Origin of the sequence: Moorella sp. E308F, from assembly GCF_006538365.1 — a bacterium.
GTDB lineage: Bacteria > Bacillota > DSM-521 > Neomoorellales > Neomoorellaceae > Neomoorella.
This window is the reverse complement of sequence record NZ_BJKN01000002.1, coordinates 726040-748190: the sequence shown is the minus strand read 5'-3', so window position 1 is coordinate 748190 and position 22151 is coordinate 726040. Positions and strand designations below refer to the sequence as shown.

Genomic DNA, 22151 nt, shown 5'->3' with positions numbered 1-22151 from the left:
CGCTGGTTTTTATTTTGCCTAAAAGGGGAGGAGAGACTGGTGATCCAGCCTGACCGGCAAACCTATCTGGATCTGGCCCAAAAGGTCCCCTATGTTCCCGTCTGGGCCGAAGTCCTGGCCGATACCGAAACTCCCATTTCCCTGTACTTAAGATTGGCCAACAAACCGGACAGCTTTTTACTGGAAAGTGTTGAGGGCGGGGAGAGGCTGGGCCGCTACTCCCTGATCGGCTTTGATCCCTTGCTGACTTTTAAAATCCGGGCAGGGAAAGCTTATTTAACTGCCCGAGGACAAACTGAGCTTCTCCCAGAAAAGCCGGTGGCGGCTTTACGCAGGTTAATGGCGCAATTATCCCTACCGCCAGTTGTTGGGCCTCGTTTTTGCGGGGGATTGGTGGGTTACCTGGGTTACGACCTGGCCCGGGAAATAGAGAGCTTACCCGGCCACGCCGTGGATGACCTGCAACTGCCGGATACTTATCTAACCCTCCACCGGGTGTTTCTCATCTATGACCACATCTTGCGAACGGTACGGGTGGGTTACCTGGGCCGGGGCGGGGAAGAGGCGGCAGCGGGCTATGAAGATGCCGTAGCCGCAGTCCGACGCCTCTTGCAGGCTTTTGATAGGCCGGTAAAAACGTGCCGGCAGGACAGAAACCTTCCCTTTACTGCCGGATCTTGGCAGGCCAATGTAACCCGGCGGGAATTTATCCAGGGAGTAAAAAAAGCCAAGGAATATATCGCTGCCGGGGATATCTTCCAGGTCGTCCTCTCCCAGCGCTTGAGCCTGCCCTTTACCGGCGATACCCTGGCTGTTTACCGGCGGCTGCGCACCCTTAATCCTTCTCCTTATATGTTTTACCTGAACCTGCCGGAAGTAAAACTGGTGGGGGCCTCCCCGGAAATGCTGGTCAGGGTAGAAGGGGGGAAGATTGACTACAGTCCTATTGCCGGCACCAGGCCCCGGGGCCGGACTCCCCGGGAGGACCAGGAGTTAACTAGAGAACTCCTGGCCAGTGAAAAGGAGCGAGCCGAACATCTAATGCTCCTGGACCTGGGTCGCAACGACATCGGCCGGGTGGCAGCTCCCGGAAGTATCCAGGTACCCCGGCAGATGGTAGTTGAATATTATTCCCACGTCATGCACCTGGTTTCCCGTATTACTGCCCGCCTGGCGCCGGGCAAGGACGCCCTGGACGCTTTACTCGCCTGTTTCCCTGCGGGTACGGTAACCGGGGCACCGAAGGTGCGGGCCATGGAGATCATTGCCGAACTGGAGCCAACGGCGCGAGGACCTTATGCCGGTGCCGTGGGGTATCTCGGCCTCCACGGCAACCTTGATACCTGCATCGCCATCCGGACCATTACTTTTACCCGGGGGCAGGCCTTTGTCCAGGCCGGTGCCGGTATAGTTGCCGATTCCGACCCGGCGGGTGAATATGAAGAAACCTTGAATAAAGCCCGGGCTCTGCTTCAAGTGCTGAATACCAGGGGGGAAGAGAATTATGCTGCTAATGATCGATAACTACGACTCTTTTACCTATAACCTGGTCCAGTATTTCCTGGAACTGGGACAGGAGGTGGTGGTGCGGCGTAATGACGCCATTACCCTGGAAGAAATTGCTGCCCTGCAGCCTGATTACCTGGTCTTTTCTCCTGGTCCCTGTACGCCCAATGAAGCTGGTATCTCCCTGGCGGCCATAACCGCCTTTGCCGGGAAAATCCCCATCCTGGGGGTTTGCCTGGGACACCAGAGTATAGCCCAGGCCTTTGGCGGCCGGGTAGTCCGGGCCGGGAGGCTGATGCACGGCAAGACCTCAACTATTACTCACGACGGCAAAACTATTTATCGTAACCTACCCAACCCCTTCACTGCCACCCGTTATCATTCCCTGATAGTTGAAGAAGAGACCCTGCCGGGCTGCCTGGAAGTCACAGCCCGCAGCGAAACCGGTGAATTAATGGGCTTGCGCCATCGCCACCTGCCGGTGGAAGGGGTCCAGTTCCACCCGGAATCGATCCTGACGACGGCGGGTAAAGAGTTGCTGAAAAATTTTTTAGAAGTATATGCTAAGCAAACCTTCATGGAAGCTGGTGCCCTTCCGCTTCAAGGCTTAAGTGGAACAAACGAATATAAAGCCAGCTAAACTATCCTTTGCGAGGGGAGAGGAGCAGAGTGTTAAAGTCCCTAATTGGCCAGGTGGTAGCTGGCCAGGATTTAAGTGAAACCGAAGCTGAGCAAGCAATGGATATCATCATGACAGGCGAGGCTACCCCGGCCCAGATAGCTGCCTTCCTTACAGCCCTGCGCCTGAAGGGTGAAACGGTAGAAGAAATCACCGGCTTTGCCCGGAGCATGCGGCGCCGGGCTGCCGGCATCACCACCCGCCACCAGGTATTTATTGACACCTGCGGGACCGGCGGTGACGGTCGCCATACTTTTAACATTTCCACCACGGCTGCCTTCGTTATTGCCGGCGCCGGGGTGGCCGTAGCCAAACACGGTAATCGTTCCGTATCCAGCCGCTGCGGCAGCGCCGATGTGCTGGAAGCCCTGGGAATCAAGGTTGACCTGCCGCCGGCAGCCGTGGCACGCTGCCTGGATGAGGTGGGCATGGCCTTCCTTTTTGCCCCGGTATTCCACGGTGCCATGAAGTATGCCGCCGGCCCGCGCCGGGAAATCGGCATCCGCACCGTCTTTAACCTCCTTGGTCCCCTGACCAACCCGGCCGGTGCACCCTGCCAGCTGGTAGGCGTTTATGATCCTTCTTTAACGGAAACAGTAGCCGCTGTCCTGGGGCGGCTGGGGAGCCGTCGGGCTTACGTGGTCCACGGCAGCGACGGCCTGGACGAAGTCACAACCACCGGACCTACGAAAATAACCTGCCTGGATCACGGTAGCCTCACCACTTATACCTTTTATCCCGAGGATGCCGGCCTGCCCCGGGCTGGTTTAGAAGACCTGGCCGGGGGGACGGCAGCCGATAATGCTGCCATTACCCGCTCCGTACTGAAGGGCGAAAAGGGCCCGGCCCGGGACGTAGTTCTCCTCAATGCCGCCTTTGGCCTCCTGGCCGCGGGTGTAGAAAAATCCCTCCCGGGAGCTTTGGCTACAGCGGCAACGAGTATCGATTCCGGCGCCGCCATGGCCAAACTACAAGATATGACGGCCTGGATAGAAAGATGGGCTGCCTGATGCTGGCGGAGATTCTGGCCCATAAACGCCGGGAAGTGGCGGTTGCCAGGGAGCAAAGGCCCCTGGCCCAACTGGAAAGGGAGGTAAAAAATCTACCCTTGACCGGGGATTTTCGCGCCGCCCTGCGGCGCCGGGGGGCCGGCCTGAACCTCATTGCCGAATTAAAGCAGGCTTCACCTTCCCGGGGCCTGATCCGGGCCGCCTTTGACCCGGAGGAGCAGGCCCGGCTTTATACAGCTGCCGGGGCGGCGGCCATTTCCGTATTAACAGACTGGCGTTTCTTCAAGGGTAAGCCGGAGTACCTGTCCCGGGTGCGGCAGGTAACCCCCCTGCCGCTGCTCCGCAAGGATTTTATTGTTGACCCCTACCAGATTTATGAAGCCCGGGCTTTAGGTGCCGATGCTGTGCTGCTAATTGTTGCCGCCCTGGAGCCGGCAGAACTGCAGGAATACCTGGCCCTGGCGGATAAGCTTAAGCTGGGAGCCCTGGTAGAAGTCCATACGGAGGCAGAAGTTGAAGTAGCCCTCCAGGCCGGCGCCGGGATTATCGGCATCAACAACCGGGATTTACGGACCTTTAAAGTCGACCTGCATACCACCCTTGCTTTACGGCCCTTGATCCCCCCGGGGCCGGTGGTGGTCAGTGAAAGCGGGATCATGAGCCGGGCCGATGCGGCCCTGGTAGCTGAGGTTGGCGTTGATGCCATCCTGGTGGGGGAAGCCCTGATGACAGCGGGGGATGTAAAGTTAAAAATTGCCGAGTTGAGTCTATCCTAAATCATAACAGGAGTGGCGTTAATGGTCAGGGTAAAAATTTGCGGCATCCGGAGCTATGAAGAAGCCCGGCTGGTCCTGAACGCCGGCGTCGATACCCTTGGTTTTGTCTTTGCCAGAAGCCCCAGGCAGATAAACCCGGAAGCCGCCCGGGAGATAATAATGAAGCTGCCGCCCTTTACCACGACGGTAGGCGTTTTCGTGAATGAGCCCCGCTACAGTCTCATGGAAATAGCTACCTTCTGCCGCCTGGATGTCCTTCAGCTCCATGGTGATGAGCCGCCGGAATACTGCCGCGGGCTTTCTCAGCGACTTATTAAAGCTTTCCGGGTACGGGATGCAAGCTTTGTCCAGGCCATGGACTATTACCCGGAGGTACAGGGCTTCCTCCTGGATGCTTACGTCCCGGGGGTTGCCGGCGGCAGCGGCCGGACCTTTAACTGGGAACTGGCCAAAGATGCCGTGGCCCGGGGCCGGCCTATCATCCTGGCCGGGGGCCTGACACCCGAAAATGTTGGCACCGCCATCCGTACCGTGCGGCCCTATGCCGTCGATGTCGCCAGCGGCGTGGAAACAAACGGCCGCAAGGATCCGGCCAAAATAGTTTCATTTCTACAGGCTGTGAGGGAAGCTGAAGAGCAGGTCAGCCGTCCACCACTGCATCACCCCTAGCGAAGAGGTGAAAATACTGATACGGAGGTAAACGCAATATGGCATTACCAGACAGCCGGGGGCATTTTGGTCCCTACGGCGGGCGCTTCGTACCCGAAACCCTCATGCCGGCCCTTAAGGAAATCGAAAAGGCATACCGGGAGGCCAGGGAGGATCCCACCTTTCAAAGGGAATTAAAATATTACCTTGAGCAGTACGCCGGCCGGCCGACACCTCTATATTTCGCAGCCAATCTCACCAGGCACCTGGGCGGGGCCCGGATTTACCTGAAGCGCGAGGATCTTAACCATACCGGTTCCCACAAGCTGAATAACGCCCTGGGCCAGGCTTTGCTCGCCCGGCGCATGGGCAAAAAACGCCTTATTGCCGAAACCGGTGCCGGCCAGCACGGGGTGGCCACAGCCACCGTGGCCGCCCTCCTGGGAATGGAATGCGAAATTTACATGGGGGAAGAAGATACCCGCCGCCAGGCCCTGAATGTCTTTCGCATGGAACTCCTGGGGGCCAGGGTAATCCCCGTGGCAGCCGGCAGCCGAACTTTAAAGGATGCCGTTAATGAAGCCCTGCGGGACTGGGTTACCAATGTCCGGACCACCTATTATCTAATCGGTTCAGTTGTTGGTCCCCACCCCTACCCCATGATGGTCCGGGACTTCCAGGCCGTCATCGGTGCAGAAACGCGGCAGCAGGTCCTGGAGGCTACAGGCCGCCTGCCAGACCACCTCATTGCCTGTGTAGGGGGGGGCAGTAACGCCATGGGCATCTTTTATCCCTTTATCCAGGACACCGGTGTCAAGCTGTGGGGCGCTGAAGCGGCCGGGCGAGGGTTAAATACCGGCCGGCATGCAGCCTCGTTAACTGCCGGCCGGCCCGGCGTTTTCCAGGGATCTTACAGCTATATCGTCCAGGACGAAAACGGCCAGATCAAGCCGGTATACTCGCTCTCAGCCGGCCTCGATTATCCCGGCGTAGGACCGGAGCATAGCTACCTTAAAGACAGCGGCCGGGCCACCTATGTGGCCATTACTGACGCCGAGGCACTGGAGGCCTTTCAACTGCTGAGCCGTACCGAAGGCATCATCCCGGCCCTGGAAAGCGCCCATGCCGTGGCTCTGGCCATGAAAGTGGCCCCCGGGTTATCACAGGAGGAAATTATCGTTGTTAATCTTTCCGGCCGCGGCGATAAGGACGTCCAGCAGGTGGAGGCTGTGCTCCAGGAGGGAGGAGAAAACCATGGGTGTTGAGAGGATCAGCGCGACCTTTGCCGCCCGGGAAAAGGAAGGGCGCAAGGCCTTAATCGTCTACCTTTGTGCCGGGGATCCTTCCCTGGAGGTTACGGCGGCAGCCGTTGAGAAGCTGGCGGCAGCCGGGGTTGATATCATTGAGCTGGGGGTACCCTTCTCCGACCCCGTGGCCGATGGCCCGGTCATCCAGGCCGCCAGCACCCGCGCCCTGGCCAGGGGGACGAATTTAAGGAAGATCCTGGACCTGGTAAAGGATTTGCGCTCCCGGGTGAGCCTGCCCCTGGTCCTCATGAGCTACTACAACCCCCTCCTCCAGTACGGCCTGGCAGCGCTGGCTGCCGACCTGGCCGCTGCCGGGGTAGACGGCCTGATCGTTCCCGACCTGCCCCTGGAAGAAAGCGCCCCTTTGCGGGAAAAATTAGCAGCGGTAAAACTAGCGGCCATTCCCCTGGTGGCGCCGACGACGCCGGCAGAACGCCTGCAGCAAATTGCCGCGGCAGCGCAGGGCTTTATCTACTGCGTTTCCCTGACCGGGGTAACCGGGGCCAGGGAAAGCCTGCCCCCCGGGATTGCGGCGTATCTCGCCAGGGTACGGGAGACAACGGACCTCCCCCTGGGGGTAGGATTCGGCATCAGCCATCCTGAGCAAGCCAGGCTCCTGGCTCCCCTCTGCGACGGCATCATCGTCGGCAGCGCCGTTGTTCAGGCGCTCCATAAAGGGGGCGTGCCGGCAGCTGCAGAACTTGTGCATAGTTTGCGCCAGGCTATATAAAAACAATAAAAGTCCCCTTGCCAGGAGGGGGGCGTTGTGCTATAGTCTAAATTGTAGTATGGTAGGGTACCCTCAAGGCTTACTTAAAATGGCAGGATGGCAGGACGGCAGGAGAGATGGAAGTCCAAAAACGTCACTCCTGGCGGGGGTGACGTTTTGCTTTTGCAGGGGGGTTACAAATGATCATTATCATGGAGCCCGGAGCAACTTCAGAGGAACAGCAGGCGGTGATAGCGCGCCTGGAACGGGAGGGTTTCAAGGTACACCTTTCCCGGGGAGTAGAACGGACAATAATCGGTGCTATTGGTGATAAGACACGTCTGAAGTCTGAAACCCTGGCCGCCCTGCCCGGGGTGGAAAAGGTGGTGCCCATTTTACAGCCCTACAAGCTGGCCGGCCGGGATTTTCACCCCGAGGACACCGTGGTACCTGTAGGGGATTTGACCGTCGGCGGCCGCCAGGTGCAGATTATCGCCGGACCCTGCGCGGTGGAGAGCCGGGAGCAGCTCCTGGAAACCGCCATGGCCGTCCGGGAGGCCGGGGCGACCATGCTGCGGGGAGGAGCCTATAAACCCCGCAGCTCACCTTACTCCTTCCAGGGCCTGGCCGCCAAAGGCCTGGAATTCCTGGCCGAAGCCCGGGAAGTTACCGGTTTGCCCGTGGTGACGGAGATCATGGACCCGGCCTTGGTCACTGAAGTTGCGCAGGTTGCCGATGTACTGCAAATCGGTTCCCGGAACATGCAAAACTTCGCCCTGCTCCAGGCCGTGGGCCGCACCCAAAAGCCGGTGCTTTTGAAACGCGGCCTCTCGGCGACCATTGAGGAATGGCTCCTGGCCGCCGAATATATCCTCGCTGAAGGTAACAGCCATGTCATCTTATGCGAGCGGGGCATTCGTACCTTTGAGACGTACACCCGCAATACCCTGGACCTGAGCGCCGTACCGGCAGTAAAGCATTTATCCCACCTGCCGGTCATTGTCGATCCCAGCCACGGGACCGGGCGCAAGTTTATGGTCGCGCCCATGGCCAGGGCCGCCCTGGCTGCCGGTGCCGACGGCTTAATGATCGAGGTGCACCCCAACCCCCAGGAAGCCCTCTCCGACGGCCCCCAGTCCCTGACACCGGAGCAATTTGCCCGCCTGGTACAGGAAATCCGGCCCATAATCGCTGCCGGCGAGCGGGAACTGGGGCATCTGGTATCATGAAGGCTATAGCTTACCTGGGGCCCCCCGGGACTTTTTCCCATGAGGCGGCAGTTGCCTGGGCACGGCGGGTAGATCGCAACTGGCAGGCAGGGGCGGATAATTTCCTGACCTGCCTGAGCCTCCCGGAAGTCCTGGCCGCAGTCCAGAACCACCAGGCAGGAGCAGGGATTTTACCGGTGGAAAACTCCATCGAAGGAGCGGTGAACCTCACCCTGGACCTGGTCCTGGAGGAAGAAGGGCTTAAGGTAATCGGCGAAGTAGTATTGCCGGTCTGCCACTGCCTATTGGGCCGGGCAAAAGAAATGACGGCCATCCGGGAAGTCTGGTCCCACCCCCAGGCCCTGGCCCAGTGCCGCCATTACCTGGCCACTAACCTCCCTGGAGCAAAACTTAAGGCGGTTACCAGTACGGCTGAGGCTGCCAGGGAGGCCCGCCAGAGGCCGGAACTGGCGGCCATCGCTTCGGCTTTTGCCGCCAGGCTTTACCAGCTACCGGTACTGGCAACAAGCATCCAGGATTACCAGGATAACAAGACTCGTTTCTGGGTCCTGGGCCGGGAGGCACCGTCCCTCCCCGGACCTTACAAGACCTCCCTGGTGGTGGCTGCCCTGGCCAACCGCCCGGGAAGTCTTTATGCCATTTTAAAGGATTTTGCTGAAGCCGGCATAAATTTGACCCGTATTGAATCCCGTCCGACCAAAAAGGAACTGGGGGAATACCTTTTCTTTATTGACTGCGAGGGCAAAGCCACGGCATCACCATTAAAAGAAGTGCTGGCAGGCCTGAAATCCAGGACGGGTTTATTAAAAATCCTGGGATCTTACTCCCAGGACAGGGGGGAAACCAGTTGCAGCTAGACCGGGACCCGGTTCCGGTAGCACCTCCGGCCGGGAAAATAAGCGGCAATAAAGGGGCCGGTCCCCTGGTTGAAAGGATGGCCATTATCGGCCTGGGCCTGATTGGCGGTTCCCTGGGCCTGGCCCTGTTGCAGGGAGGCCTGGCCCGGGAAGTGGCGGGCTATGACCGCGAGGTTGAGGCCATCCAGGCGGCCATGCAACTTGGTGCCATCAACCGCAAGGCTTCCTGCCCGGAGGAAGCAGTCGCCGGGGCTGAGGTGGTTATCCTGGCCGTACCTGTCGGCACTTTAAGCCAGGTAGCCGGGGTTATCGCCCCGTTCCTGGCGCCGGGGACCGTTGTTACCGATACCGGCAGCGTCAAAGGAGCCATTGTCCGGGAACTGGAAAGTATTCTCCAGCCCCGGGCCTTTTATGTCGGCGGTCATCCCATGGCCGGTTCCGAGCGGGCCGGCATCAAGGCCGCCGACCGTTATCTCCTGGAAAATGCGGTCTATGTTTTGACGCCAACACCGGCCACCGATGCCGGGGCCTTGCAACGCCTGGAAGAGCTGTTCCGGGTGATGGGAGCAAGGGTTATAACCATGGACCCGGAGGAGCACGACCTGGTGGTTGCCGGGATCAGCCATTTACCTCATCTATTAGCCGTCAGCCTGATGCAAACCGCCGGCATTCTTTCCCGGGAGCATCCCCTAACATTGATGCTGGCTGCCGGCGGTTTCCGGGATACAACCCGCATCGCTGCGGGCGACCCGGTCATGTGGCGGGATATTTTTCTCCACAACCGCCAGGCTATTCTTACTTTGTTAAAATGCTGGCGCCGCCAGGTGGAATCCCTGGAGGGGATGATTGCCCGGGGTGACATAGAGGACCTGCAGGCCGTTTTACAGCAGGCCTGCTCTTTAAGGGCCCAGGTGCCGGCGCGGCAAAAGGGCTTGCTGCCCGCCCTCCATGAGCTGGTGGTGACCGTCCCCGACCGGCCGGGGGTCATCGGTGCCATGGCTACGGCCCTGGGTAATGCCGGTATTAATATTATTGACATCGAAATCCTCCGGGTGCGGGAGGGGGAAGGAGGCAGCATCCGCCTGGGCTTTACCACAGCCGCCGCTGCCGCCAAAGCCCTGGAAATATTACAAAGCAGGGGTATTAACGCCCGGAAGTTGTAGGAACTGCTTGACACCGGTAGATATTCCTGGTAGTTTGGAAGGGGAATCAGGAGGAAAAGAATGCAGCTTATTATCAGGCCGTCGCCATCCCTGGCGGGAAGTTTGAGACCGCCGGGGGATAAATCTATTTCCCACCGGGCAGCCATCATCGGGGCTCTCGCCGAAGGGACAACGGTCATCGAGGGTTTCCTGGAGGGAGCCGACTGCCTCAGCACTTTAAGATGTCTTAAGGAACTGGGAGTAGAGATTAATGGCCCCCACGAAGGCCGGGTAGTTGTCCGCGGTGAAGGGTTGAGTTCCTTGCAAGAGCCGGAAGCGATCCTCGATGCTGGTAATTCCGGTACCACCATGCGCCTCCTCCTGGGGGTGCTGGCCGGGCAGCCCTTTTACAGCGTGATTACCGGCGACGCCTCCCTGCGCCGCCGGCCCATGGGCCGGGTGACCCGGCCCCTCGCCGCCATGGGGGCCAGAATCTGGGGACGCCAGGGCGGGGAACTGGCCCCCTTAAGTATCCAGGGGGGTAACCTGCAACCCCTTACCTATACCCTGCCGGTGGCCAGTGCCCAGGTAAAATCGGCCCTGCTCCTGGCCGGCCTTTTTGCCCCCGGGGAGACGGTTATTATTGAACCCTGCCGCTCGCGGGATCACAGTGAGCGCCTGCTTAAAGCAGCCGGGGCTGCTATCAAGGTCGAAGGGCTGGCTGTCAGGCTCGCAGGCCAGAAGCCGTTGCGGCCATTAAACGTCAGCATCCCTGGGGATATTTCGGCAGCGGCTTTTTTCCTGGTTGCCGGGTGTATCCATCCCCGGGCCACAATCACCCTGAAAAATGTGAACTTAAACCCCACCCGCACCGGCATCCTGGATGTACTAATGGCTATGGGGGGGCAAATAACGGTAACGCCCCGGGGCGAGAGCGGCGGCGAGCCAGTCGGTGATATCCAGGTAACTTCCAGCAGCCTCCGGGGTGTGGAGATGGGCGGCGAACTCATTCCCCGCCTCATTGATGAAATACCGGTCCTGGCAGTGGCGGCCGCCCTGGCCGCAGGGGAAACGGTAATCCGCGACGCAGCCGAACTGCGGGTGAAGGAGAGCGACCGCATCACCATGGTGGCCCGCGAGCTGGAAAGAATGGGCGCCAGTATCCAGGCACGCCCCGACGGATTCCTGATCAGAGGGGTTAAAAGGGGCCGCCTAAAGGGAACGGTGGTGGACAGCCACGGCGATCACCGCCTGGGAATGGCCCTGGCGGTAGCCGCCCTGGTGGCCGAAGGGCCAACGGTAATCAACGGCGCTGAATGTATGGCCATTTCTTACCCCCATTTTGCCGCCGACCTGGCCCGGCTGGGGGTAGAAGTCAGGGAAGAAGAGTGAGGAATAAATTGTACGGTAACGTAGCCATCGACGGCCCGGCCGGGGCCGGTAAAAGCACAGCAGCCAGGCTCCTGGCGCAAAAACTGGGTTATCTATACATCGACACCGGGGCCATGTACCGGGCCCTGACCTGGAAGGCCCTGCACCAGGGGATAGACCTGGCCGACGACCGGCAACTGGTTGCCCTGGCAGAGGCAACTACTATCAGGCTGGAAAATACGGCTGCTGGCACGGTGAAGGTTTACTGCGATAGCGAGGAAATTACCGCGGCCATCCGGCAGGAAACTGTTTCCCACCATGTGTCTACCGTCGCCCGGGTCCCTGGGGTGCGGCGGCGGCTGGTGGAGCTACAGCGGCAGATGGCCGCCTCCAACCGGGTGGTCATGGACGGCCGCGATATCGGAACCAATGTTCTGCCGGAAGCGCCCTACAAGTTTTTCCTGACGGCTTCTCTGGAAGAGAGGGCGCGGCGGCGTTACCATGAACTCATAGCTTCTGGCCGGCCGGTAGACCTGGAAACCATAAAGGAAGAAATCCGCCGGCGGGATGCCCAGGATAGCCAGCGTGAAGTTGACCCCTTGCAGCCGGCGCCCGACGCCGTCATCATTGATACCACCAATATGAGAGTTGAAGAAGTAGTGGCTAAATTGCTGGAACTAATTCAGACCCATCATGGGGTTAATGCCACCGCCAGCGAACGATGAAAATTTGCCAGGGACATATCCCCACCAGAAGGTACCATTTTTGGAAGAACCCTATTTTCGGAGGAATCCTCCAGGTGTTTTACCAGTTCGCTAAATTTGTCTGCTATCTCTTCTTGCGTTTTTTCTGCCGCTGGGAAGTTCAGGGACGGGAAAACTTCCCCCTTGAAGGACCGGTTATTGTTATTGCCAACCATATCTCCCTTCTGGACCCGGTGGTTGTCGGCGTGGCTGCTCCCCGGACGGTGCGCTTTATGGCCAAGGAAGAGCTTTTCCATATTCCCGTAGTTAACTGGATTATCAAGGGGCTGCACGCCTTCCCCGTCCGGCGGGGGCGCTCCGACCGGGCGGCCTTAAAAGCAGCCCTGGAGGTCCTCCATAACGGCCAGGTCCTCGGCATGTTTCCCGAAGGCACCCGCAGCAAGGACGGCCGGTTACTTCCTTTCCAGCATGGCGCCGCCCTGCTGGCCTTGAAAACCGGTGCGCCTATATTGCCGGTGGCCATAAAAAATACCAATAGAGTCTTTCGTGGTGGCAGGATTAAAGTGATCTTCGGCCCCCCTTTAAAATTTGAGATTGCTGGTCCAAGTACACCCCAGCAGGTCCAGGATCTGACGACTGCCGCTTACCAGGCAGTAGCCAGAATGCTGGCTTAAAGCCGGCTTTTTTTAATGACAGGCAGGAATTTGCTTCTTTTTCGCGAAATGTAAATAATGCTTGGCTGGAATCAGCAAACTAAATTTTAACCTTGATCCAGGAGAAGAGCTTTAGGTGGAAGTGATTGTCGCTGATTATGCGGGCTTTTGTTTTGGCGTCACGCGGGCCGTAAAACAAGCCAGAGAGGCTCCCAAACCGGTCGCCTCCCTGGGAGCACTGGTCCACAACCGGCAGGTAGTGGAACAGCTGGCCAGTGAAGGTGTTCACCCGGTAAATTCCCTGGAAGAAGTAGAAAGCGGCCGGGTATTAATCCGTTCCCACGGCGTGACGCCGGAAATTTTAGCTGCTGCCCGGGAAAAGGGCCTGGAGGTTATCGATGCTACCTGCCCTTACGTGGCACGGGCCCAGCGCCTGGCCAGGAAGCTGGCTGAAGAAGGTTACCAAGTAATAATTGTCGGTGATCCGGCACACCCCGAGGTTAAAGGGCTAGTAGGCTGGGCTGGTCCGGGAGCAGTAGTAGTTCCTAATAAAGAAGCAGCAGCAACCCTGCCATTTCATCCCCGGCGGGCGGTTCTAGCCCAGACCACCCAGCCGGAGGAGAGGTTGGAGAAAGTTGCAGCTGTTTTGCGTTCCAATACGGACACTCTGGTAGTACACAATACCGTCTGCCATGCTACCCGCCGGCGCCAGGAAGCAGCAGTTAACCTTGCGCGTCAGGTAGACATAATGGTGGTAGTCGGCGGTAAGGAAAGCGCTAACACCCGGCACCTGGCTGAGCTCTGCCGGGCTACGGGAACGCCGACCTACCACGTGGAAAGGGCCGGGGAGTTGTGTCGCCAGTGGTTTAATAATGCCCGGAGGGTCGGGGTTACAGGTGGCGCTTCGACCCCAGCGTGGATTATTGAGGAGGTAGTAGCAATGCTGGCTGAACAGGAAAAAGTAATGGTTCCAGAAGACGAAAAGGAACCGGCAAGAAAACCGGAAGGAGCCGACTTTGCGCCGGCCGGGGAAAATAACGTAATTGAGGTGAAACCGGAAAATAGTCCTGCCGTTACAGCTGCAGGAGCAGAGGACGCTACGGTAGCAGCAGGAGCCGCAGCCGGCCCGGCAGAACCGGCTGTGGCGGAACCGGCCGCTCCCGGAGAACAGCAGGAAGAACAGAAAAATGAAATGCAACAAATGGAAACTAAAATACCTGAACTGCGCCGGGGCAGCATTGTCACTGGTACAGTAGTCCAGGTTAACGATAATGAGGTCCTGGTGGATGTGGGAGGAAAGTGCGAGGGGATTATTCCTTTAAATGAACTCTCTCACCGTAATGTAACCGACCCGCGGGAAGTAGTAGCCGTGGGCGATACCATCGATGTCATGGTCCTAAAGCCCGTAAACGAAGAAGGGCATCCCGTTTTATCCAAGCGCCGCGCCGATCGCCGGGCTGCATGGGATAAACTGGAAAAATACCTGACCAGCGGCGCTGAGCTCCAGGCTGAAGTTATCGAAGTAGTTAAAGGCGGCTTACTTGTCGATGTGGGTGTCAGGGGTTTCGTCCCCGCTTCCCTCATCGAAAGGGGTTACGTTGAAGACTTAAACGCTTACCTGGGTAAAACTTTACGCCTGCGGGTTATCGAGCTGGACCGCAGCAAGAATAAAGTTGTTCTTTCCCAGAAAGCCATCCTGGAAGAAGAATATGAAAAACAACGCCAGGCTACCTGGGACAGCCTGGAGGTAGGCCAGGTACGTAAAGGCATCGTCCGGCGGCTGACCAACTTTGGTGCCTTTGTCGATCTTGGCGGTGTCGATGGCCTGCTCCACGTCTCAGAAATTTCCTGGGGCCGGGTGGAACATCCCCGGGATGCCCTGACGGAAGGCCAGGAAATCGAAGTCAAAATTCTGGGTATCGACAGGGAAGAAGGCAAAGTTTCCCTGGGTCGCAAACAGCTCCTGCCCAATCCCTGGGATACGGCCGCCAGCCGTTACCCGGTGGGAGCGATTGTGGAAGGGAAAGTTCTGCGCTTGGCTCCCTTTGGCGCTTTTGTAGAAGTCGAACCAGGTATCGAGGGCCTGGTGCATATTTCCCAGCTGGCCGACCGGCACGTAGAAAAACCTGAGGATGTGGTAAACGTAGGGGAGGTCATCCCGGTTAAAATCCTGGGGGTAGACCAGGAAGCCCAGCGCATGAGCCTCAGTCTCCGCCAGGCCCTGCGGGATAGAGCCAAAAAGCAGTCCAAACAAGTAGACAAGACCCAGGAAAACCAGGAAGAAAGTGGTGTGAAACTGGGTGATCTGTTTGGGGAGCTTTTCGAAGAGGCAAAATGAAACGCGAGGCGTAAGGGGATGCCAGAGACAATAGCTGGGAGGGGCCAGCGCAAGCTGGAACACCTGCGTTTCTTCCAGGAAAAGGGTTACGGCACCAGCGGCCTGGAGGATATTCATTTAATCCACCAGGCCGTGCCGGAACTCGATTGGACGGATATTAATCTTAGCTGCCGGTGGCTGGGGAAAACCCTAGCCGCCCCTTTTATTATTAACGCCCTTACCGGCGGGCCCCCAGAAACAAAGGACATCAATGCCGCCTTGGCCAGGGTGGCCCGGCGGACGGGTATTGCCATGGCCGTAGGTTCCCAGAAGGCAGCTATAGAAAATAAAGCCTGGGTGGAAAGTTTCGCCATCACCCGCCGGGAAAATCCACAAGGCTTAATCCTGGCCAATATAGGTGCCGGTAATTCCCTGGACGCTGCCCGCGAAGCGGTAGCCATGATCGCGGCCGACGGTTTACAAGTACACCTCAACGCTGCCCAGGAAATGGTCATGCCAGAGGGCGACCGTTCCTTCCGGGGCTGGCTGAAAAATATAAAGGATATGGTAAACTTCCTGGACATACCTGTTATTGCTAAAGAAGTGGGCTTCGGCCTGTCCCGGGAAGCAGCCTTACAGTTATATCATAGCGGCGTCCGTATCATGGATGTCGGCGGCCGCGGCGGGACTGATTTTACCGCTATTGAAAATAAACGTCGGGACCGCCAGATTACGGCCCTGGCCCACTGGGGCTTGCCCACCGCCGTGAGCATCCTGGAAATTAAAGAACTGGGCCTGCCGGTGGAGATTGTAGCCACCGGCGGTATCAGGAGTGCCCTGGATGCCGCCCGGGCCCTGGCCCTGGGGGCTAAAATTGTTGGCGTGGCCGGCTATTTCTTAAAAATTCTCCTGGACCAGGGGGAAGAGGCCCTGGCGCAGGAGATTTTCAGCTGGCAGGAAGATTTAAAACGCATTTGCCTTTTAACTGGCTGCACCACCCCGGCAGAACTGGCAACTAAACCTTTAGTCATTACCGGGAAGACAAAAGCCTGGTTGGAGGGTATTCAGCGCCGGCCTGGTTGCAGTAGCCGTTATTAAAACACTCCCGCCAAACCCATCAATCTTATAATGAGGGTTTGGTTTTTTTATCCTTAGTCTACGGCTTATATCTGTAAAAATTTCGCCTGCTAGGCACCTACAAGGATTTACACCCCCTGGAGGAACTCCTTTCCTTTGAGCCTACTCTTCAAGCTTTTTTAATTGTGACTCTTTTCTCCCGGCCGGTACCGGTATATTTCTTACCTGACGGGGAAATCTAACCCTGGAAGGTGATTAACTATGACGGGATATACCACCGGTGTTTTATTGTTAGTTATCATCTTTGTCCTGGTCTATTTTGGCCTTGCCCACCGGGTTCTGGACCGCCTTTATTTAAGCGACCGGGCGGCCCTGGCCCTCATTGTCGCTATGATTAGCGGGAGCTTTATCAATATCCCTATAACTAGCGGGCGAGTGGTTACTTCTGTTAATGTGGGTGGTGGCCTGATACCTCTGGGCCTGGCCATTTATGTCCTGTACCGGGCTGGAACCGCATGGGAAGTGAGCCGGGCTTTGCTGGGAGCAGTAATTACCGCCGCCGTACTTTCTGGTATCAGCATCCTGACCCGGGGCCGGGAAGCCTGGAATGTTTACGGCCTGAGCCTCTTAGACCCCCTTTACTATTACCCCCTCATCGCCGGTGTAGTCGCCTACCTTGTAGGCCGCTCCCGCAGGGCAGCCTTTGTAGGAGCCATCCTGGGAGTGCTGTTGCTGGATCTTGTCGACCTCTTTTACTACCTCAGCCGGGGTTTAAGAGGAACGGTAGCCTTTGGTGGGGCCGGTATAATCGATGTTACTTTTATGGCCGCCGTTGTGGCCGTACTCCTGGCAGAATTTATCGGTGAAGCGCGGGAAAGGATCCAGGGTGGGCCGAAGGCAGACGGGCGCCCGCGTTCCCTGCTGGCCGGATTGCGAGGAGCTTCACTAAAACCTTTACCAGACAATAAAAAGGATAACGGTGGTGAACAGGGTGAATAAATTAAGGAGACCTCGAAGATTTTGGGGTGGATTGATCCTTTTGGTTTCCGCCTTGGCCCTGGTGGCTATCTTTACCTTCCAGGAAAGCCGGAAGGTAGCTACTACCAGGGTCTTCAGCCTGAAAAACCTGCTGATGAGCCAGACCCATACCGAAGGCGAATATTCCATTTTAGTTGACGAACAGGGACGGATCCTGGATATGATGGCCCGCCGGATTTACATCAACGATGAATTTATTGCCGCCGACAACCACCGTTATAAGGTAATTCGTGTTGAAGGGAACCGGGCTATCTGCCGGGAAATAGGTATAGAGCAGCTTTCCCGTGGAGAAGAAAAGGTTGTTGTTCCCTCGCAAGCAGTTGCCCCGGTTCAGGCCGAAGGCACCCAGGTAATCGGCATTTACCATTCCCATGATGACGAATCCTACGTACCCACTCAAGGTGCAGAGAGTATACCTGGCCGTGGTGGCATCCTGAAGGTGGGTACGGCCTTTGCCAATCGTCTGCGCAGCCTGGGCTTAACTGTAATCGATGACCAGACCTCCCATGCCCCCCATGACGACGCGGCCTACCGGCGATCGCGTCGCACGGCCGTGGGTTTACTGCAAAAAGGGGCAGCAGCCATTTTTGACCTGCACCGCGATGGCGTACCTGATCCCTCCTTTTATCGCCGCAACATTAACGACCAGGATGTAACGATGGTTCGACTGGTCGTCGGCCGGGAAAATCAGAATATGAGCGCCAACCTGGATTTTGCCAAACGGCTCAAGGCAGCCGCCGATTCCAGGTATCCCGGCTTGATCAGGGGGATTTTTATCGGCGCCGGCAGCTATAACCAGGACCTGTCACCCCGGGCCTTGCTCATGGAAGTCGGTACCTATACCAACACTCTGCCTGAAGCCGAACGGGGGGCAACTCTTTTTGCTGACATTGTACCCCCTGTCCTGGGTGTGGCTGCCCGGCCTACGGCCGCCCGGACTTCTAGTACGGCTGCCGACTGGAAAGGCGTTCTGTTTGTTATCCTGGCCGTCATCCTTGGCGGCGGTGCCTTCCTGATTGTTTCTACCGGCAGCTGGGATAAAGCTGTGTCCAGGCTGAAGCAGTTTACTTCGATAGAGTGGATCAATTTACTGGGGTGGAGGCGGGCAAGGCGGCCCGTGATGCCTAGAGAAGAAGGGCGGGAACCTGACAACCAGAAGGAAATGGTAAAATATGTCAAGAAACCTGCCCCAGAATCATCATCCAATGAGGAAAGGGCTGACTGGCAAAAGGATTAAAATGATTGTCATATACCACTGTTTTGGTGGTTCCCATTCTTCGGTTACGACGGCGGCTATCCACCTGGGGCTATTGCCCCGGAACAGGTTACCTACGGCAGCGGAACTCCTGGCCCTGCCGTATTTTGATGGTCGCAGCCGGGGAGAAGAAGGAGAACTAAAATTTATGGGTACCGATGTGTATGGTAACAGGGTCTATGCCGTGGGTAAAAAGAACCTGGGTAGCCGATTTGAAGCCCTTCTCTATGATCTGGCAGCAACACTGGGAATAAAGCGGCAGGACATCCTGCTTCTTAATACCTCTCCTCTGGTAAATCTTCTCATGCGGATCGGCGGTTTTACTTCGCGCCGTATGGGCCTGACGTTCCTGGGCCGGCCTTTGGTTGTCCTGGGTACCAGGCGCGCTTTCGCCAGTCTGTTGAAGCTAGTAGAACAAAATCAGCATCTGTGGATGCCAGCACGTGCATTACCCGGGACGCCAACAAGACAAGCATAAATTTACCCGGAAAGGTTTGCCACGGTGATTATCGTCTATGCCTGTTTTAGTGGTACCCATGCGGGGGTTATCGCCGCTGCCCTGCATGCGGGCTTTTTAAATCCAGGCCGGCAGCCGGCCTGGGAGGAGTTAAAAAAATTGCCCCACTTTGACGCTTTTGAAGGGGAAGGCGGCATGCGCCATATAGGTTATACGCCAGAAGGCCATGCCGTCTATACTGCTGCCGTCGGCCATGACGGCGAAGCAGCCCGGCGGGCTATAGAGACTTTCCTGGCAGCCCTGGGCCAAGATCGGCGTGAAGTACTTTGGATAGACGTTTCCCACCGGGTTTCCTTTTTATGGCGGGCGGGCGCTTTTTGCCGGCGCTATCCATCACTGGCCTGGTTGGGGCGTCTGCTGCTGCAGTTTAGCCTGGGGCGAGACTATCCCGTCCTGGTTAACCTGGTTAAGGAGGCTCGCCAGCAAGAACTCCATAACGTTAAATCCGGCAGCCAGAACCTCTATCCAGGCGTATAACAAAGGCTTCCAGCAAAACCTTGACGGCGGGGGTAAAATATTGGATAATTAAGGCGAAAAAGCGCAGGCCATGTATATTACAGCTGGACCTGGGCAAGGGAAGTCAGGAGATGACATCTACTTGGCTAAACAAAGGGCAGTAATAACAGCCGTCCGGCCGGACAGTATAGCCGCCGCGCTGGGCATCAACCCTGGCGATGTACTGGTAGCCATCAACGGGGAAAGGGTGCCCGACCTGATTGTTTACCGTTACCTTTGCGCCGGTGAAAACCTGGAGGTAGAGATTGAAAAACCTGGCGGTGAACGATGGCTTCTGGAAATTGAAAAGGATTACGATGAGGACCTGGGGCTGGAATTTGCCTCTGCTACCTTTGATGGCCTGCGCCGTTGCGGGAATAAATGCCTTTTTTGTTTTGTCGACCAGATGCCCCGGGGCTTACGGCCCGGTCTTTATATCAAAGATGACGACTATCGTTATTCTTTTCTTCACGGCAATTTTATTACCCTCACCAACTTAAAACCTGGGGACTGGGAATATATATTGCGCTGGCACCTCAGCCCTCTCTATATTTCCGTCCATACCACCAACCCGCAATTAAGAAGCAAGCTATTAGGAAATCCCCGTGGCGGGGAGATAATGGCACAGCTGCGGAAACTGGCCGCCTCCGGCATTCAGATGCATACCCAGATTGTCCTCTGCCCGGGGCTTAATGACGGCCCGGAGTTAGAGCGGACGGTAAAGGACCTCAGCAGCCTTTTTCCAGCCGTCCAATCCATTGCGGTAGTACCTGTGGGCCTGACCTCACGGCGGGAGCATTTATTCCCTTTAAGGAGGGTGACGCCGGAGGAGGCCGCAGCAATAGTAAACCGGATTGCAGCCTGGCAGGTTGGGTTTCGCCGCCGCTTTGGGTGCGGCCTGGTCTACGGCGCCGATGAATTCTATTTGCTGGCCAATCTTCCCCTACCTGCAGCTTCTTACTATGACGACTTTCCCCAGACGGAAAATGGTGTTGGTCTCACGCGCCTTTTTCTGGATGATTTTGAAGCTGTTCTGGCCAACCTCAACCGACCTGAAATCCAGACTCGCCGGGTGATAATAGCTACCGGTACCCTGGCGGCACCAGTCCTGGAGGGGCTAGTTCAGGAGGTGATGGCAAGGGCCGGCAACCTGGAAGCCAGGGTGGTTCCGGTAACGAACTTTTTCTTTGGCCCGCAGGTGACGGTGGCCGGACTACTGACCGGCCGGGACCTGTTAAGGGGCTTAAAAGAAGCCGCCTCCTGGGTTCGGGAAAAAGACGGAGTTATTCTCATCCCCGACGTCATGTTAAAAAGGGATGCCCCGGTTTTTCTGGATGACCTGACGCCGGAAATGCTTGCCGCTGAACTGAAAGTTGACGTAGAAGTAGTTCCAGCTACGGGAAAAGGGCTGGTAGCGGGATGCTGCGGCCACGTCGTTATTCAGTAGAAGCTCGCTCCGATATAAAAGCCAGCCGTCTATCATTTTGAGATTTATAGTATTATATTTTTATGGAGGAATCCTTTTTTGCCTAAACCGGTAGTAGCTATTGTCGGCCGGCCCAATGTGGGCAAATCAACCCTTTTCAATCGCATCACCGGCGCCCGGGTGGCTATCGTTGAAGACACCCCCGGAGTAACCCGGGACCGCCTTTACCACGATGCCGATTGGCGGGGTCGCCAGTTTACCCTGGTTGATACGGGCGGCATTGCCGCCAGATCAGACGATCCCTTGGTAGTCCAGGTAAGGCGCCAGGCCGAAACGGCCCTGGAGGAAGCCGATGTCATCCTTTTTGTTGTTGATGCCAGGACCGGCCTGACCGCCGATGATGATGAGGTGGCAGAGCTATTACGCCGCTCCGGGCGGCCGGTAATCCTGGTGGCCAACAAGGTCGAAGACTTCAGCGATCCTACCCTGATCCACGAATTTTATCGTCTGGGGTTGGGAGATCCTTTGCCTATTTCTGCCATTCACGGTTTAAATATAGGCGATCTCCTGGACAGGATAGTTGACCTCTTACCGGAGAGTGCTGCAGAAGAGGACGGGATGGCCTTAAAAGTAGCCGTGGTGGGGCGCCCCAATGTGGGTAAGTCTTCTATCGTCAACCGCCTTCTGGGCGAAGAGCGGGTCATCGTCAGCGAACTGCCGGGAACTACCAGGGATGCCATAGATACATATATTCGCCAGGGTGAAAGAGAGTATATCCTTATTGATACCGCCGGTATGCGTCGCAAGAGCCGTATCGCTGACCCAACAGAACATTACAGCGTTTTACGGGCACTGAAGGCGGTGGAACGGGCCGACGTAGTCCTGGTAGTCCTGGACGGTACCGAAGGCGTTACCGAACAAGATAAAAAAATAGCCGGCTATGGCCATGAACAGGGCAAAGCCTCTATAATAATAGTAAATAAGTGGGATTTGGTGCCCAAGGATGATAAAACAATGGCCCGTTATGAGGAGATGATCCGTGAAGAGTTAAGTTTTATGTCCTATGCTCCTATCCTTTTTATTTCGGCCCTGACAGGACAACGGGTTGGCCGGATTTTACCTGCCATTGATGCTGTGGGAGCAGAAGCCAGCCGTCACGTTGCTACGAGCACATTAAATTCCATAGTGCAGGAAGCGGTCATGCTCACGCCACCGCCGGCGGTAAAAGGACAGGCGGTTAAAATCTTTTACGCCACCCAGGTCAAGGTTAACCCCCCAACCTTTATCTTTTTCTGTAACCGTCCAGAAGATGTCCATTTTTCCTACCAGCGCTACCTGGAAAACCAGCTCCGCCAGGCTTTTGGCTTTGAAGGCACACCGTTACGCTTGCTGTTCCGCCGCAGCAAGGGACAATAATTTAAAATGGAGGGGAAAA

21 protein-coding genes are annotated in these 22151 nt (G+C 57.0%); all 21 read left to right on the top strand.

Annotated elements, in window-relative coordinates; translation table 11 throughout:
- The first annotated feature begins 39 nt into the window (after window positions 1-39).
- The 21 genes from trpE to der all read left to right on the top strand — a co-directional run bounded on the left by trpE (window position 40) and on the right by der (window position 22132).
- Window positions 40-1524 (top strand): anthranilate synthase component I, encoded by a 1485-nt coding sequence (gene trpE, locus E308F_RS10210; protein ID WP_141264813.1) that lies wholly within the window; start codon window positions 40-42, stop codon window positions 1522-1524.
- A complete protein-coding gene (gene pabA, locus E308F_RS10205) occupies window positions 1505-2146 on the top strand; it encodes an aminodeoxychorismate/anthranilate synthase component II (protein ID WP_253260445.1) in 642 nt (213 codons plus the stop codon). The genes trpE and pabA overlap by 20 nt, the downstream gene beginning before the upstream one ends.
- Window positions 2147-2175: 29 nt before the next feature.
- Entirely contained in the window at window positions 2176-3195 is a 1020-nt protein-coding gene (gene trpD, locus E308F_RS10200; RefSeq protein ID WP_141264812.1) for an anthranilate phosphoribosyltransferase, read from the top strand.
- Window positions 3183-3971, top strand: coding sequence for an indole-3-glycerol phosphate synthase TrpC (gene trpC / locus E308F_RS10195; protein ID WP_253256486.1), 789 nt, complete (start codon window positions 3183-3185; stop codon window positions 3969-3971). The genes trpD and trpC overlap by 13 nt, the downstream gene beginning before the upstream one ends.
- 21 nt (window positions 3972-3992) lie before the next feature.
- On the top strand, window positions 3993-4640 hold the full coding sequence (locus E308F_RS10190; RefSeq protein ID WP_141264810.1) for a phosphoribosylanthranilate isomerase: 648 nt from the start codon (window positions 3993-3995) through the stop codon (window positions 4638-4640).
- A 38-nt stretch (window positions 4641-4678) separates the two neighbouring features.
- Window positions 4679-5884, top strand: coding sequence for a tryptophan synthase subunit beta (trpB, locus tag E308F_RS10185; protein WP_141264809.1), 1206 nt, complete (start codon window positions 4679-4681; stop codon window positions 5882-5884).
- Entirely contained in the window at window positions 5874-6656 is a 783-nt protein-coding gene (trpA, locus tag E308F_RS10180; RefSeq protein WP_141264808.1) for a tryptophan synthase subunit alpha, read from the top strand. Before trpB ends, trpA begins: the two co-directional genes overlap by 11 nt.
- A 179-nt stretch (window positions 6657-6835) precedes the next feature.
- Window positions 6836-7864: a 3-deoxy-7-phosphoheptulonate synthase gene (gene aroF / locus E308F_RS10175; protein ID WP_141264807.1), complete on the top strand. Its 1029-nt coding sequence runs from the start codon at window positions 6836-6838 to the stop codon at window positions 7862-7864.
- Window positions 7861-8721 (top strand): prephenate dehydratase, encoded by an 861-nt coding sequence (pheA, locus tag E308F_RS10170; protein ID WP_141264806.1) that lies wholly within the window; start codon window positions 7861-7863, stop codon window positions 8719-8721. The genes aroF and pheA overlap by 4 nt, the downstream gene beginning before the upstream one ends.
- Window positions 8712-9884, top strand: a complete 1173-nt coding sequence (locus E308F_RS10165) for a prephenate dehydrogenase (protein ID WP_253256487.1) — start codon at window positions 8712-8714, stop codon at window positions 9882-9884. The genes pheA and E308F_RS10165 overlap by 10 nt, the downstream gene beginning before the upstream one ends.
- Window positions 9885-9944: 60 nt before the next feature.
- The gene (gene aroA, locus E308F_RS10160) at window positions 9945-11255 is read left to right on the top strand and encodes a 3-phosphoshikimate 1-carboxyvinyltransferase (RefSeq protein ID WP_141264805.1); all 1311 of its coding nucleotides are present in this window, start codon (window positions 9945-9947) and stop codon (window positions 11253-11255) included.
- Entirely contained in the window at window positions 11252-11959 is a 708-nt protein-coding gene (gene cmk / locus E308F_RS10155) for a (d)CMP kinase (protein WP_141264804.1), read from the top strand. The genes aroA and cmk overlap by 4 nt, the downstream gene beginning before the upstream one ends.
- A 74-nt stretch (window positions 11960-12033) precedes the next feature.
- Window positions 12034-12612 (top strand): lysophospholipid acyltransferase family protein, encoded by a 579-nt coding sequence (locus tag E308F_RS10150; protein WP_141264803.1) that lies wholly within the window; start codon window positions 12034-12036, stop codon window positions 12610-12612.
- Window positions 12613-12727: 115 nt separating this feature from the next.
- Window positions 12728-14929, top strand: a complete 2202-nt coding sequence (locus tag E308F_RS10145) for a bifunctional 4-hydroxy-3-methylbut-2-enyl diphosphate reductase/30S ribosomal protein S1 (RefSeq protein ID WP_141264802.1) — start codon at window positions 12728-12730, stop codon at window positions 14927-14929.
- An 18-nt stretch (window positions 14930-14947) separates the two neighbouring features.
- Window positions 14948-16006 carry a type 2 isopentenyl-diphosphate Delta-isomerase gene (gene fni, locus E308F_RS10140; protein ID WP_141264801.1) on the top strand — a complete coding sequence of 353 codons (1059 nt, stop codon included), beginning with the start codon at window positions 14948-14950 and terminating at the stop codon, window positions 16004-16006.
- A 240-nt stretch (window positions 16007-16246) separates the two neighbouring features.
- On the top strand, window positions 16247-16984 hold the full coding sequence (locus E308F_RS10135; protein WP_141264800.1) for a DUF1614 domain-containing protein: 738 nt from the start codon (window positions 16247-16249) through the stop codon (window positions 16982-16984).
- Between the two features lie 40 nt (window positions 16985-17024).
- The gene (gene spoIIP, locus E308F_RS10130; protein ID WP_172613887.1) at window positions 17025-18260 is read left to right on the top strand and encodes a stage II sporulation protein P; all 1236 of its coding nucleotides are present in this window, start codon (window positions 17025-17027) and stop codon (window positions 18258-18260) included.
- Between the two features lies 1 nt (window position 18261).
- Complete coding sequence (locus E308F_RS10125; RefSeq protein WP_141264798.1) at window positions 18262-18756, top strand: DUF3189 family protein; 495 nt, start codon at window positions 18262-18264, stop codon at window positions 18754-18756.
- Window positions 18757-18780: 24 nt separating this feature from the next.
- Window positions 18781-19272: a DUF3189 family protein gene (locus E308F_RS10120; RefSeq protein WP_141264797.1), complete on the top strand. Its 492-nt coding sequence runs from the start codon at window positions 18781-18783 to the stop codon at window positions 19270-19272.
- A gap of 121 nt (window positions 19273-19393) precedes the next feature.
- Window positions 19394-20737: a DUF512 domain-containing protein gene (locus E308F_RS10115; protein WP_141264796.1), complete on the top strand. Its 1344-nt coding sequence runs from the start codon at window positions 19394-19396 to the stop codon at window positions 20735-20737.
- A 78-nt stretch (window positions 20738-20815) separates the two neighbouring features.
- Entirely contained in the window at window positions 20816-22132 is a 1317-nt protein-coding gene (der, locus tag E308F_RS10110) for a ribosome biogenesis GTPase Der (RefSeq protein WP_141264795.1), read from the top strand.
- The last annotated feature ends 19 nt before the right edge of the window (window positions 22133-22151 follow it).